Here is a 12,501-nt window from a genome sequence, read left to right on the forward strand (position 1 = left end):
GACGTTGCGAAAGTAACAGCTGCTGCGAATGATAACTATTACAACACAAATCCGAAACGTGTCACCTTGAAGAAGGCATCTACACTTCGCAAGAAAAACGCGCAAAACGGAGCTGACTGGGATAAGCAATCTAACCAGGTAGCAAGTTTCAAAAAAGGCACTGAATTTGTCATCACAGGCATTAAAAAATCAAGTGGTGGCACACCTCGTTTAATCACGCAATCAGGTCACTTACTCACTGCGAACAAGTCGTACGTTCAACAAACGACTGTGACAGTTTCTAAGCAGTACTACACTGTTAAATCAGGCGATAACGTAGAGTTTATCGCTAAAAAGTATTCAACTACCACAGCTAAAATCAAGAGCTTAAACAAGCTTTCAGATGTGAATAAGATTTACATCGGTCAAAAACTACAAGTGAAGTAAAACTAAGCCCTACCTCTTAATTGAGTTAGGGCTTTTTTTTGTTTAGCCCATGTCTTTTTCAAGTTTTATAAGTTCGTTCAATACATCGCCCGGTGTTTTATTGATAGTTGTTGCTATCGCCTTTATTACAGCAACGCTTGTTTTTGCTACTGGTTTATCCGCAGCCGAGTAGATAGTTGTAGCTGATACATCAGATGTTCTCGACACCTCAGCGATAGAGCTATCATTTTCAATTAAAAGTTCTTTTATTGCTGAGGCCGCAATTTTTTTACGTGCTTTTTCTTGCGTTTCACCATGCCCATAAGTCGCATCAAGAAAGTCACCTAAGTTAGGAGTTGCTTTGATTTCAGCACTTTTTATATTCACTTCTTTAGTCCGTTCAGAAGTCGATTCGTGACATTGAACTCTTAATAAGTCGCCTTTTTTATTGTAGTTAACGATATAGTTTTCGTAAAATTCTTTTTTAGTACCACTTACAAAAACTAGTTTTTTCTTTTCTTCGGCAGTTAACTCGTCATATGTTTTTACTGCTTGTGTGATAACCCCGTTTTTAGCTTGTGTTTTAATAATCATTTTTAATCATCCTCTCTTGTCTATATTTATATATTACGATATATCGTAATTAATTGCAAGCGATTTGATTAATTTGTTTAAAATTAAATCCTCTACCAAAACGGCAGAGGACTTTTTATTTCATATAATAGTGTTCATTTCTTCCATTTCATCATACACGTCTGTCACTCTTGCCGAGACCGTCGGTTCTTCTGGTTCGTCATCAGAGTAGTACCAATCAATAATCGGTTGATAGTTCCCTATCAATGCCTGGTCGGAACGAACAATCAATATATCACTGCTTAAATCTAACGTGCCTATCTGCAATTCTTCTTTTAGCTCTTGAAGAAACTCGCTGTAGTCATACGATATTTTCATGAATAATCACCTCTCTTTGTTAAAAATAATATGCACTATCTTATGCACTTCATTATACACTAACGCTCTGAAAACCGTTGCTACAACTAGTGTATATTTACTGCACATAAAAATAACCACACGACTGATTAAAAGTCGTATGGCTAAAGTATTTCTGTTTTAAAGTTGGTTAACATAATACACATTTGCGGAAGTTGTTGTGTATTTTTATTCAGTGTTGGGTTTAATTATTTAAAAATAAAAAAATGATCGTTACAATTTTTACTAAATCAACTTCAATTCGGAATCCGTTATTTTTAGAAATGTATTTAATCATGCCTGCACCTCCTCCTCTAATATATAAAGCGCTAAAATCAATGTTTTAGTGCGTTTTTCAGTAAAAAATTTCTTCTTACATGTATAACCTCCCAAAAAAAGTCATTTTCGGTACAAAACAACGCAAAAAAAAACCGCAAAGACTATTGCCCTTACGGTTTTTGTTTAATTTAAGTCATATTCTATTTGTTCTTTCTCTTTAAATACGCTTTTTTTCTACTTTCAAAACCACGTTCATAATCACGAATATCTTCAGCTTCAAGCTTGTCTAATGCAAATCCAATGAGGTCTGATATAGCTTCATAAGAATATTGATAACCTAATGTAGCCATCAAAGAATCTAACTCGAGTTTCGTTTTTATTGGAACTCTTATTGTGCTACGATCATTAGGGTCTAATTTTACAGAATCATCTTCTACAATTCCAGCGTAGACCTCTTTCGGCTTTTGCATTTCAACATAGTCCGTCGACACTTTATTTGTTCTAAACATCCCCATTTTTTCACTCATTTGTTTCACTCTCCAATATTGTTAATCTTTCTAACAGCTCATCGGTGATTGGTATCATTGTTTTATTAGCTAACTGCTCATTCCAATACCCCTCAACGCTCAATCCATTTCTTACAATAGTTTGTATACGTTTAGTATATTTTACAATGTTTTTGAACATGTTTGCTTCACCAAAAATTTCATAAGCATCTGCAATAACTTTTTTGTCTGAAGCTCCAGACGAATCAAATTCGTTCGGTAATATACCAACAACTTCAAGTTTTGAGTCGAATTTCTGAACTAATTCTGATAGTTGTTCTTCTATATAAACTTTAGCTCCGTCCAAACTGTCAGAGTGAGTCTGAAAAGCTATCAGTACGTAATCAGCACTATATGAAGCTAACCTTGTAAAATCTGAATCAGTTGGCGGTGTATCTATGAACACAAAATCATAATTAGGTTTTACAGTGTCAATCAAGTTTTTAAAATGTTCCATCTTACTTTTTTCAACTTTATAGTAATTTTCATCTGTAATTTCAGCCACTCCAAATTTTTTACTTAAATAAGTGGGATAACTTTTAAAATCAATATGAGAAGGTAGAACATCAAGATTTTTCATTACATTAACAACTAAATCGTCTATCTTACCATCTCTTATACCAGCCATCAATGTTTTTTCAATAATAAATATTTCATTATCATCAGCAGCTTTATATAACTGTTTTGTAATAATCATTGTCTTTGTTAAATTCGCTTGCGGGTCACCATCAATCACTAAACATTTGTAACCTTTTAACGCTAAATGAAATGGAATGTGACGTGTTAATGTTGTTTTACCAACGCCACCCTTTCCGTTTGAAATTGTAATCGTCACAGGTCTTTTTGCTTGATACATGATTACACACCCTCTCTTTTTATACTCTCATTGTACACTAAAAAAAATAATGTGTAAATGTAGAAATGTGTAAATTTTCATTTATGCAAATGTGTAAATGTGTAAATTTGCAAATGTGTAAATACAAGTGTCATAAAACGTTGTTGTATAGGCATTCTCACAACTCCATGTGTAAATGTGTAAATGTGTATTTTTGCATTTGTGTAAGTGTGCATTTGTGTAAATTTACACATCTGTAAATATTCGAATTTAGTTGTTACATTATCAACTTAAAAGTGCTACAATAAATATATACAAAAAAAGTCACTCGCTACCAACGAGTGACTTAAAGGTAGAAACAACCACAACACCACCAAAGTGAGAGGCATTTCAAATATTTAATATACTCTCATTGTAACTTAAAAACAGTTACATTTCAATACGGTTGTTTCTACCTCCACTAAAAAAATACTGGAGGAGTTTATTATGTTTAAACAATTAAGAGGGAAAGCGACATTTACAAATACAAATGATCTTAAAGCAACAATTGAATTTTATAAAGCTGAGTTAGAATTGAAAGAAAGTGCTAGAAATGTATTAGGTTACTTAGGTACGTGTGCAATGCACTCACGAGGCGCATGCACTGTTTTGTACTCAACTATAGCTGATAAGCTGTTCATCAGTCTATCAACTGTTAAACGTGCAATGAAAGCGTTAAAAGAGGCTAATGCAATCAACATTGAACACCGCTATTCTAAAAGTTACGGTGGTGGCGCTGGAGCATCTATAATCACCATTTTACCAGCGAGTGAAACTCATATTGCCACTGTAGTTGACACTTTATGTGATGAGGTAGATGCCTACAGCAACAACGACTCAAGCGATGAAATTTCAATCACATCTGTTTTATCTTCTTTAAAAATCTCTAATAATTATATTAAAAACAAAGTTGCTCAAATCATCTTCAATAAACGTCTTAAAAAACAAGTAACTATTAACAAGAAAGCACAAAAGAAACCTGTAAAAATGTTCAATTGGTTTGAGAACAGAGATAAAGCTAATACAAAGCCATTATACAACCCGTGGGCGTAGTTTACTCCAACCGGTAGATAAATACATGTAAATAAAAAAAAGAGAGCTTGTAGGCTCTCTCGTGTTGTTATAAGTAGATATTACCGTCAGCATCTGCTTTTTTTCCAATAGCAACTAACCCTTCAATAAAACCGATGAGCGCAGGTATTCCTGTCCAGCAGAAAATAACGAATACTACTCCTACACCTATTTTACCTGCGTAAAACTTGTGTACGCCAACGCAGCCTAATAAGATAGCTAAAACGATATAAGCCACTTTGCTGACTTTTTTACCACTAGTGTCAATATTATCGTTCACAAATGTTAACTTGTTAATGATATATTTGCCATTGTCGTCGAAAACTTCTACTTCATCGTGAACTGCTGGTCTGAAACTAAACTCACTCATTGGAACTTTAATTAACTCACCATCATTTTTTACAATTGTCGCGCCGTCATGCTCTACTTTAATAACTTTAGCCATTATTAATTCCCCCTGTTGTCTATTTGCGTGCACTTTTTTTGTTACTATCATTAATAATACAGTAGTTCAGAGCATAAAAAAAGAACGTAATTACATATCTCTATGTTTTTACGTTCATTTTCTATGTATCTATAGGGTAGTTGAGAAAAATACAACTTTTCCATAGATATTAACTTCGTTAGATTCGTATAGATCGTTCTTGCTGACAGGTATGCTTTTGAAGTTAGGGTTTGATGAGTCTGGTTCAAACACAACGAACTCGTTAATCATGTTAGGGCGATAGCGTTTTAGCGAGTATTCTTCATTGTAACTGAACACAACTATATCGCCATCTTTATATGACGAATTTTCTACAGGTTTTACAACAATAATCGCACCGTCAGGGATAACTTTGTCCATAGACTCCCCATTAACTCTCATCGAAAATAAATCAGAGCTATTAGAATAAGAGCCTAACATTACAGAAGGTATATCTATTTTATCGACGTTCCAGACTTCAACACTCTCCATCTCAGCTAATGTTCCAGCTGCTATCGATGGGTAGTGTGGCATTTTTATAGTACTACCTACACCTTTTCTATGTATTGGTGTTGGTTTTGTAGAAACTTTTTCTGTAGATTTTTCTTCTGAGCTTGAAAGTAATTGCTCTGACTTTATATTTAACCCGTCACAAATTTTGATTATGTTTTCTACTTTAGAATTCATAACACCTCTTTGCAGGATAGACCTGACCGTTGTATAGGGTAGGTCTATTTTTTCTGAAAAATTCTTTATATTATCATATTTATCTTCTATTAATCTTTTTAACTTGCTTTCGATGGTCATGTCACCACTCCTTATAACCATATTATAACATGCGAAAAATCGCATATCAATAAATTAATCAATAAAAATACGAATTTTCGTCTTGACTTGGTGCGAAAATTCGTATAACATTATAAGTGTAAAGTTTATTTTTTTAATAAATGGTACGAATTTTCGTATTAGGAAGGAGTGTTACTATGATAAATCTTGAAGATGTACGTAAGAAAAAGAACGTCACGTTAGTTGATATCGCTGACTTTTTAGGTGTTCGTTACCAAACGGTGTCAGATAAAATCGAAGGAAAATCAGATTTTAAGTTTGGTGAAGCTTTAGCGGTACAAGAAGAATTTTTTTCAGAGTATGAAATTAAATTTTTATTTTCCGAAAAAGGCGTAGAAGTATAAAGGAGGAACAAAACATGCCAATCCTATACAACTTAATTTTAATTGTAATGAGTGCAGCGTTATTCAGTTACTTTCTATATAACATCGTTATTTCAGAATTAATCAGCAAGCGATCGCAAGCAAGTAAATTTGAAAAGATTATTGATGTAAGCAATCAATATCATCGACACGTTAAGGAGAGTGACAAACATGCAGCTTAATGAGCTGAGCGATGATGAAAAGAAAATCATCGAGCTATACCGCGAAGGTAAAAACTTTTATATGTACGCGTGGCGAACGAATGAAAAGGCCGCTGATAAGTTTTGCAAAATAATCGGCAGCGGTACTCAAGATTCAGAAGGCGATTTGAAATGGATACAATCAACGTTGAGAACGGCTGGCGGAAAGAGAATAGAGGCAACGTCGTTTATCACGAACGGAGGTTAAGCATGACGGTGTGGAGCAATGAGGCGACTATATATCTAACCAACGTAGAACTTGCATACGTGTATGAAATATTGAAACGTAGTGACAGTTACGACGATGATGACGTCCGAATGGAACTTCATTATGAAGGTATAAGCACAGCTGATTTACATCCAATTGATATGTACAACGCTTTAGGTGAGTATTTGGACGAAATAGGAAAGGGAGGCTAATTAATGGCAACACTATACGAGTTAACAAACAATGCAACAATGCTAAAAGAACTTGCAACAACGAGCGATTCAGACGCGTTTAAAGACACGCTAGAGAGCTTAGAGTTAGAGATTGAACACAAGGCAGATGATTATGGTCGTGTCATTCAAGAGCTAACAGGACATGCTCAAACGATTAGAAACGAAGAACTTAGACTAGCGGACATGCGCAAGCGAACAGAAAAAAAACATTTTAAACATGAAACAAAATTTATTAGACAGTATGACTGCTACAGATAAAACAAAAATAACAACAGACTTATTCACTTTCAGTGTTCGCAACAATGCGGGCAAAGTCATTATCGAAGATGAAAAGAACGTTCCGACTGATTTTTACATCGAAAAAAGAGAGATTAGTAAGTCAGCGTTAAAGAAAGCGTTGCTTGAAGGTACTGAAATAAAAGGCGTTTCAATCGTTAAAAGCCAATCTTTAAATATTAAATAGGAGAGTGATACGAATGGGACTTATTAAAGCGACCGACATCGTGAAAACGAAGTCGATGCGATTGATATATGCGCAGCCAGGAACAGGGAAGACGTCCACAGCGCGATATTTAAAAGGAACAACGCTAGTTGTGGACATCGATAAAACGACAGGTGTTTTAAAGGGTGCTGAAAACGTCGATATTATATCAGTCGATACGCACAACGCGTGGGACTCATTCGGCGAGGCGATTCAATACTGTAAAACAACACCTCACGACAACATATTCATTGATAATGTTTCAGAGTTAGAGCGTGCATTGCTCGCTGAAATGGGGCGTAAAGGTAAAAATAATTTAGTCCCTTCGATGGCTGACTATCAACGTATGCAATTTTACATCATGGGTGCGATACGATCGTTGAAAAATATTGATAAAGATATTTTTATCACTGCTTGGGAAACAACAGACCAATTTCAAACAGAGGGCGGTCAGATATACAATCGATTTTTACCTCAAATTTCAGCGAAAATAGTCGATAACGTCATGGGTTTGTGTGATGTTGTTGCAAAATTAGCTATCAACACAGAGAAAAAAACACGAGGTTTTATTTTAGAACCGTCGCCAGGAGTGTTCGTTAAAAATCAACTAGACGACCGCAAAGGATGTCTAGTAGAAGATTTAGTACAGTATGACGATTAAGCTCTACGACTATCAACAAGATTTAATTGAACGCACTAGAAACGCTTTTAGAGACGGATACAAAGCTCCTTGTATCGTAAGTCCTTGCGGTTCTGGTAAATCAATTATGATTGCTGAAATAGCTCGTATGACTGCTAGTAATAAAAAGAGAGTGCTATTCCTGGTCCACCGAAAAGAGTTGATAGACCAAATTAAAAACACTTTCGATTTCGTGGGTGTGGATGTCAATTACGTTCAGTTCGCAATGGTCCAAACGATTGTCAAAAAACTGGATAAAACACCCACACCGGAATTAATTATCACAGATGAGTCTCATCATGGTTTAGCTGCATCGTATCAAAAAATATACGACTACTTCAGTGATGTGAAACGTTTAGGATTTACAGCAACACCTGTTCGGTTAAACGGCGATGGTCTAGGCGGAATCAACGACGTTTTATTAGAAGGTGTATCTGTTGAATGGTTAATCGAAAATGAGCGACTTGCTCCATACGATTACTACGCACCAAAACTTATGCAGCAAGAAAACTTAAAGATAGGTCACTTAAAGGAATTTACGAAGCAATCGATTGATAAGGAAATTGAAACACACAAAGCAATCTACGGTGATGTGATAAAACACTACCTTAAATTAGCTGAGGGAGAGCAAGCTATTGCTTACTGTCACAGTCTAGAGAGTAGCATTAAAACAGCACAGGCATTCAACGATGCCGGAATAAAAGCGAAACATATTGATGCTAAGACCAATAAAAATGAACGTGACGATATTATACAATCATTCAGAGATAAAGAAATCAAAGTTCTTTGTAATGTTGATTTGATTGGCGAGGGTTTCGATGTGCCAGATTGTTCAACGGTGATAATGCTAAGACCTACAAAATCATTATCGTTGTACATTCAACAGTCTATGCGAGGTATGCGTTATAAGCCCGGCAAACGTTCAATTATCATCGACCACGTAGCTAACGTGACTACATTCGGACTGCCCGATATGAGTCGTCAGTGGTCGTTAAACAGCAAAAAGAAAGCGAACTTTGAAATGGAAACACCTGTAAAAACGTGTAATGAATGCTTCGGTACTTACGCAGGCATTGACCGCAAATGTCCGTACTGCGGATATGAGCAACCAATCGAAGTAAAAGAAACGGTCTACGAAGAAGTAGACCAGGACTTAGAAAAAGTTGATAAATTCGAAATGAAATTGAACTTTAAAAAGCCCGAAGATTGCAAGGATTTGAAAGAGTTGCAAGAGTTAGGCAAGTCTTTGGGGTACAAGAGCGGTTGGGCATGGGTTCAGGCTAAACGTTTAGGAATTAGATAAGGGGTGAAAGTTGTGAGCGTGAGAAGTGAACTCATTACAAACTATTCAGTAATCATACTAAAAGAAATGGTTAAGAAAGCGAAAACAGCAAAAGCGAAACATGAAAAAGCACGACAACGAGAGAGCACACAAACGTTGGGCGACGTTGGCACATCACGGTACTGGAAAACGAAAGGTGACGTTGAGTTTTATTTCAATGAGAAACAGAACGTTTACAAAGAAATGTTTGAGTTAGATTGTGTTGCTGGTTGGACGAGCAAACTACATCAAGATAGATACAGTTTTGCTTTTAAAAACAAAGAAATTTTTGATGAGTATAAAGAATACGTTTCTACAAAAAAATTAAAGGAGTGGACGAAATGGGAGAAACTAAATTTAGAGGCTATTCAAAACGCTTAAACAAATGGGTGTACGGTGACTTAGTCGACGGAAACGTTATTGTTAACGGCATTGCCGAATTGAACAGTGAGTACATCGCTATCGAAAATTGGGAAGCAGTAGTTACCGAAAGTGTTGGGCAGTACACAGGTTTAAAAGACAAAAACGGAGTAGACATTTATGAGGGTGATATTGTTAAGTTCAATGACTTTGATTCGTTGCGGACAGGTGGTAACTCAAGCGACAAAGCTCGTGTAGCAAAGGTTGTGTTTTTGGACGGAGCGTATTGCGCTGAAGAAGATTCACAAGAGTTTTTATTGTGTAATGCCGTTTACACTGACTCAGAGCTAGAAGTCATCGGAAACATTTACGAAAACAAAGAATTGTTGAAATAAAAGAAAAGTTCAATTTAACCAAACCAAAAAAAAATAAAAAAGGCCAACGAGCCAAAAGGAGAAACTAACATGACATTTTTAAAATTGGATCACGATAATATTTTCGAAGGCGGTTTAGCAGACGGAACGTACGAGGTAGTTGTTTATCTTACTAAACAAGATGCAGCCAAAAGCGGTACTGAGTTCATTAACTTAGATTTAATTGTGCGTAATGATGTAGAGCAAAAAGGTAAGAACATGCACGTATTTCATAAAATTTGGGCATCGAAAGAAACGGGCCAATTCAACGCGCAAGCAATCAATACGATTGGTAAAGCGCTGCAATTACAAAACGGAAAAGAGTACAGCTCTTTAGAAGAATTAATGCAAGACATGACATTCAAAACATGTCGAGTGACTGTTAAAAACGAAGAATCTGAGTACAACGGTAATACGTATCAAAACTTAAACGTGAAAAAATGGGATGTATCGAATTTGACTGGTCCTTTAGGACATGAATTTAAAAAGAAAGATGATTCGTTTGCAACCGATGGTAAGCCACTAGATATTTCTGACGATGATTTACCATTTTAAATTCTAACTAGGAGGTGGCACAGGTGTATGAGAACGTACCGATAGAGCTAAAACAAATGAACCAATGGGTTTGCTGGACTTCTGAAAAAAAAGAAGAACGGCAAACTAACTAAAAAACCGATTAATCCACACACCGGTGCAATGGCACAGAGTAACAATCCTGAAACTTGGTCGGACTTTGACACTGCTCTTAAAAAAAGCAGTGAGTTCGCCGGCATCGGTTTCATGCTAGGAAATGGCATTTTCGGAGTTGATATTGATAATGCAAAAGAAGACATAACGATGTACCTGGGCGGAGACACTGACAATAATGTTGTCAGTGAATTCACTGATACGCTTAGAAGTTATGCTGAATATTCAGTTTCGAACACAGGTATCCACATACTATGTAAAGGAACTTTACCCGAGGGTGGACGTAGGAAAGGTAATTACGAATTTTACGAAGAGGGCCGCTTTTTTGTAGTCACAGGTCATATTGTGTCGCAACAGTTTAAAAAACTATCAGACTGCACAGAGCAGATAAAACTACTTCATGATAAATACATCGGATCTGCAACGAACGTAACACCACTCCCGTTGCAACAAAAAACAGAGCGCACTATCTCACTCACCGAATCAGAAGTGATTGAAAAGGCTCTTAGAAGTAAAACGGGTAAACGTTTCGAATTATGTTTAAACGGTGGATGGGACGCGTTCTATTCGTCACAGTCAGAGGCGGACTTAGCTTTTGCAAACGACTTGGCATTTTGGTCGGGTAGAGATTTTTCAGTGATGGACAGCATTTTTAGAAGTTCATCGCTGATGCGAGAGAAATGGGACAGCAAACGAAAAAACACAACTTACGGAACAGAGCTACTAAACAAAGCAATCTTTGAATGTCGCAACATATATCAACCAAAAAAAGCAGACGATGATTTTGCGATACATGTAAAAATAGATGAACAAAAGAAAAAGCCTAATTTTTTCAGTTATGACGACACTGGAAACGCTGACCGTTTTGTAGAACAGTACGACGGATACGTTCGTTACTCGTACATTGATAAAACATTCTACTATTATGACGGAAAATCGTGGCAAGTCGACAATACAGGCATTGTTCGAAAAATGGCTGACACAGTCGTGGACAACATGAAACGTGAAAAAGTATTTATTACAGGCGATGAAAAAGAAGATGAAGAAATTCAAAAATCATTTCAAAAGCACATCAAGAAATCACGTAGTACTACATCGAAAAATAATATATTGAAAGAGATAGAGCATCGTACAGCAGTATTACCTGAAGAATTTGATAGCGAGAAAACATTGTTTAACACACAAAACGGTTACCTAGATTTAATCACAGGCGATTTAAACGATCATGACAAAGATAAATTATTCACTCGTATATCAGATGTTGAATACACTAACAAAATTGATTGTCCGCAGTGGATGGATTTCATTGATGAGATATTCGACCACGACAATGAATTGATTGAATACGTTCAAAAGGCGGTTGGCTACTCGCTGACTGGCTCTACTGAAGAACAGTCAATGTTTATCCTTTTCGGAAACGGTCGGAATGGTAAATCAATATTTTTAGAAACAATCAGTGATATTTTAGGCAGCTACGCGACTAACATGCAAGCATCTACAATCATGGTTAAGCAGAACAGCGGAGCGAATACTGACATTGCCCGTTTAAAGGGCTCACGTTTCGTTACATCAAGCGAACCCAACGAAGGTGTCCGTTTAGATGAGGGACTTGTGAAACAGCTCACAGGGGGCGACAAGGTCACTGCAAGGCAATTGTACGGTAAAGAGTTCGAGTTCAACCCGGAATTCAAACTGTGGCTCGCCACTAACCACAAGCCAATCATTCGAGGGACCGACGATGGGATTTGGAGGCGGTTAAACTTAATACCGTTTGCGGTTCAGATTCCAGACCATAAGGTAGACCGTTCGCTTAAATACAAATTACAACGCGAGGCGATGGGCATACTAAACTGGGCTGTTGAAGGTTGCTTAAAATGGCAAAAAGACGGACTAAAACGTCCAGCAGTCGTTGAAGGTGCGAGTAAAGAGTATCGAGAAGAAATGGACGCGACAGCATTATTTATCAACGAGTGCTGCACGACAGGCATTAATCAATCTGTTAAAGCAAAAACGCTCTACCAAGCGTACAGAGAGTGGGCGAGCGAAAACGGTCAATACATGATGAGCAATACGAAATTTGGAAAAGAAATGGGAATGAAATTTGC

General features: G+C 36.6%; 20 protein-coding genes. 14 read left to right on the forward strand and 6 right to left on the reverse strand.

The window, feature by feature from the left end:
• The coding region (locus BCAMP_RS11705) for a DUF5776 domain-containing protein (protein WP_035315799.1) at window positions 1-426 on the forward strand (426 nt) is incomplete at its 5' end.
• Between the two features lie 42 nt (window positions 427-468).
• On the opposite strand, the gene BCAMP_RS11710 is transcribed toward BCAMP_RS11705, so the two are convergent.
• The 4 genes from BCAMP_RS11710 to BCAMP_RS11725 form a co-directional block, all read right to left on the reverse strand.
• Window positions 469-999, reverse strand: coding sequence for a helix-turn-helix domain-containing protein (locus BCAMP_RS11710; RefSeq protein WP_035315800.1), 531 nt, complete (start codon window positions 997-999; stop codon window positions 469-471).
• A 120-nt stretch (window positions 1,000-1,119) separates the two neighbouring features.
• Window positions 1,120-1,356 carry a hypothetical protein gene (locus BCAMP_RS11715; RefSeq protein WP_035315801.1) on the reverse strand — a complete coding sequence of 79 codons (237 nt, stop codon included), beginning with the start codon at window positions 1,354-1,356 and terminating at the stop codon, window positions 1,120-1,122.
• Between the two features lie 497 nt (window positions 1,357-1,853).
• Window positions 1,854-2,180 carry a hypothetical protein gene (locus tag BCAMP_RS11720; RefSeq protein ID WP_035315803.1) on the reverse strand — a complete coding sequence of 109 codons (327 nt, stop codon included), beginning with the start codon at window positions 2,178-2,180 and terminating at the stop codon, window positions 1,854-1,856.
• Window positions 2,173-3,054, reverse strand: coding sequence for a ParA family protein (locus BCAMP_RS11725; protein ID WP_035315804.1), 882 nt, complete (start codon window positions 3,052-3,054; stop codon window positions 2,173-2,175). The genes BCAMP_RS11720 and BCAMP_RS11725 overlap by 8 nt, the downstream gene beginning before the upstream one ends.
• A 465-nt stretch (window positions 3,055-3,519) precedes the next feature.
• On the opposite strand from BCAMP_RS11725, the gene BCAMP_RS11730 reads away from it, so the two are divergent.
• A complete protein-coding gene (locus tag BCAMP_RS11730) occupies window positions 3,520-4,125 on the forward strand; it encodes a helix-turn-helix domain-containing protein (RefSeq protein WP_035315805.1) in 606 nt (201 codons plus the stop codon).
• Window positions 4,126-4,192: 67 nt separating this feature from the next.
• Here the strand turns inward: BCAMP_RS11730 and BCAMP_RS11735 are convergent, their stop codons facing one another.
• Together BCAMP_RS11735 and BCAMP_RS12800 are read right to left on the reverse strand one after the other, a co-directional pair.
• Window positions 4,193-4,588 (reverse strand): TM2 domain-containing protein, encoded by a 396-nt coding sequence (locus BCAMP_RS11735; protein WP_035315807.1) that lies wholly within the window; start codon window positions 4,586-4,588, stop codon window positions 4,193-4,195.
• Window positions 4,589-4,717: 129 nt separating this feature from the next.
• Window positions 4,718-5,413, reverse strand: coding sequence for a LexA family protein (locus BCAMP_RS12800; protein WP_051457081.1), 696 nt, complete (start codon window positions 5,411-5,413; stop codon window positions 4,718-4,720).
• Window positions 5,414-5,589: 176 nt separating this feature from the next.
• Between BCAMP_RS12800 and BCAMP_RS11745 the strand changes: the two genes are divergently transcribed.
• The 12 genes from BCAMP_RS11745 to BCAMP_RS11800 form a co-directional block, all read left to right on the forward strand.
• Entirely contained in the window at window positions 5,590-5,796 is a 207-nt protein-coding gene (locus BCAMP_RS11745; protein WP_035315808.1) for a helix-turn-helix domain-containing protein, read from the forward strand.
• A 14-nt stretch (window positions 5,797-5,810) separates the two neighbouring features.
• Window positions 5,811-5,996: a hypothetical protein gene (locus BCAMP_RS11750; RefSeq protein ID WP_035315811.1), complete on the forward strand. Its 186-nt coding sequence runs from the start codon at window positions 5,811-5,813 to the stop codon at window positions 5,994-5,996.
• Window positions 5,986-6,222, forward strand: coding sequence for a hypothetical protein (locus BCAMP_RS11755; protein WP_035315812.1), 237 nt, complete (start codon window positions 5,986-5,988; stop codon window positions 6,220-6,222). Before BCAMP_RS11750 ends, BCAMP_RS11755 begins: the two co-directional genes overlap by 11 nt.
• Before the next feature lie 2 nt (window positions 6,223-6,224).
• Window positions 6,225-6,434 carry a hypothetical protein gene (locus tag BCAMP_RS11760; RefSeq protein WP_035315813.1) on the forward strand — a complete coding sequence of 70 codons (210 nt, stop codon included), beginning with the start codon at window positions 6,225-6,227 and terminating at the stop codon, window positions 6,432-6,434.
• Window positions 6,435-6,437: 3 nt separating this feature from the next.
• Window positions 6,438-6,713, forward strand: coding sequence for a siphovirus Gp157 family protein (locus BCAMP_RS14840; RefSeq protein WP_051457082.1), 276 nt, complete (start codon window positions 6,438-6,440; stop codon window positions 6,711-6,713).
• Complete coding sequence (locus BCAMP_RS14845) at window positions 6,673-6,918, forward strand: siphovirus Gp157 family protein (RefSeq protein WP_084038850.1); 246 nt, start codon at window positions 6,673-6,675, stop codon at window positions 6,916-6,918. Before BCAMP_RS14840 ends, BCAMP_RS14845 begins: the two co-directional genes overlap by 41 nt.
• Window positions 6,919-6,931: 13 nt before the next feature.
• Window positions 6,932-7,597 carry an AAA family ATPase gene (locus tag BCAMP_RS11770; protein WP_035315815.1) on the forward strand — a complete coding sequence of 222 codons (666 nt, stop codon included), beginning with the start codon at window positions 6,932-6,934 and terminating at the stop codon, window positions 7,595-7,597.
• Complete coding sequence (locus BCAMP_RS11775; RefSeq protein ID WP_084038852.1) at window positions 7,587-8,918, forward strand: DEAD/DEAH box helicase; 1,332 nt, start codon at window positions 7,587-7,589, stop codon at window positions 8,916-8,918. The genes BCAMP_RS11770 and BCAMP_RS11775 overlap by 11 nt, the downstream gene beginning before the upstream one ends.
• Window positions 8,919-8,930: 12 nt before the next feature.
• A complete protein-coding gene (locus BCAMP_RS11780; RefSeq protein WP_051457084.1) occupies window positions 8,931-9,317 on the forward strand; it encodes a DUF1140 family protein in 387 nt (128 codons plus the stop codon).
• Window positions 9,278-9,691, forward strand: coding sequence for a YopX family protein (locus BCAMP_RS12815; RefSeq protein WP_051457085.1), 414 nt, complete (start codon window positions 9,278-9,280; stop codon window positions 9,689-9,691). The genes BCAMP_RS11780 and BCAMP_RS12815 overlap by 40 nt, the downstream gene beginning before the upstream one ends.
• Window positions 9,692-9,760: 69 nt before the next feature.
• Window positions 9,761-10,264 (forward strand): DUF669 domain-containing protein, encoded by a 504-nt coding sequence (locus BCAMP_RS11795; protein WP_035315816.1) that lies wholly within the window; start codon window positions 9,761-9,763, stop codon window positions 10,262-10,264.
• Window positions 10,265-10,405: 141 nt separating this feature from the next.
• Window positions 10,406-12,501: phage/plasmid primase, P4 family (locus BCAMP_RS11800; RefSeq protein WP_051457086.1), on the forward strand; the 2,096-nt coding region annotated here is incomplete at its 3' end.

It is taken from the genome of Brochothrix campestris FSL F6-1037, from assembly GCF_000525915.1.
Classification (GTDB): Bacteria; Bacillota; Bacilli; order Lactobacillales; family Listeriaceae; genus Brochothrix; species Brochothrix campestris.

Excerpts from the sequence above, each read along its gene's own strand:
- BCAMP_RS11710 (WP_035315800.1), bottom strand. The coding sequence starts at position 999 with ATGATTATTAAAACACAAGCTAAAAACGGGGTTATCACACAAGCAGTA.
- BCAMP_RS11715 (WP_035315801.1), bottom strand. The coding sequence starts at position 1,356 with ATGAAAATATCGTATGACTACAGCGAGTTTCTTCAAGAGCTAAAAGAA.
- BCAMP_RS11720 (WP_035315803.1), bottom strand. The coding sequence starts at position 2,180 with ATGAGTGAAAAAATGGGGATGTTTAGAACAAATAAAGTGTCGACGGAC.
- BCAMP_RS11725 (WP_035315804.1), bottom strand. The coding sequence starts at position 3,054 with ATGTATCAAGCAAAAAGACCTGTGACGATTACAATTTCAAACGGAAAG.
- BCAMP_RS11730 (WP_035315805.1), top strand. The coding sequence starts at position 3,520 with ATGTTTAAACAATTAAGAGGGAAAGCGACATTTACAAATACAAATGAT.
- BCAMP_RS11735 (WP_035315807.1), bottom strand. The coding sequence starts at position 4,588 with ATGGCTAAAGTTATTAAAGTAGAGCATGACGGCGCGACAATTGTAAAA.
- BCAMP_RS12800 (WP_051457081.1), bottom strand. The coding sequence starts at position 5,413 with ATGACCATCGAAAGCAAGTTAAAAAGATTAATAGAAGATAAATATGAT.
- BCAMP_RS11745 (WP_035315808.1), top strand. The coding sequence starts at position 5,590 with ATGATAAATCTTGAAGATGTACGTAAGAAAAAGAACGTCACGTTAGTT.
- BCAMP_RS11750 (WP_035315811.1), top strand. The coding sequence starts at position 5,811 with ATGCCAATCCTATACAACTTAATTTTAATTGTAATGAGTGCAGCGTTA.
- BCAMP_RS11755 (WP_035315812.1), top strand. The coding sequence starts at position 5,986 with ATGCAGCTTAATGAGCTGAGCGATGATGAAAAGAAAATCATCGAGCTA.
- BCAMP_RS11760 (WP_035315813.1), top strand. The coding sequence starts at position 6,225 with ATGACGGTGTGGAGCAATGAGGCGACTATATATCTAACCAACGTAGAA.
- BCAMP_RS14840 (WP_051457082.1), top strand. The coding sequence starts at position 6,438 with ATGGCAACACTATACGAGTTAACAAACAATGCAACAATGCTAAAAGAA.
- BCAMP_RS14845 (WP_084038850.1), top strand. The coding sequence starts at position 6,673 with ATGAAACAAAATTTATTAGACAGTATGACTGCTACAGATAAAACAAAA.
- BCAMP_RS11770 (WP_035315815.1), top strand. The coding sequence starts at position 6,932 with ATGGGACTTATTAAAGCGACCGACATCGTGAAAACGAAGTCGATGCGA.
- BCAMP_RS11775 (WP_084038852.1), top strand. The coding sequence starts at position 7,587 with ATGACGATTAAGCTCTACGACTATCAACAAGATTTAATTGAACGCACT.
- BCAMP_RS12815 (WP_051457085.1), top strand. The coding sequence starts at position 9,278 with ATGGGAGAAACTAAATTTAGAGGCTATTCAAAACGCTTAAACAAATGG.
- BCAMP_RS11795 (WP_035315816.1), top strand. The coding sequence starts at position 9,761 with ATGACATTTTTAAAATTGGATCACGATAATATTTTCGAAGGCGGTTTA.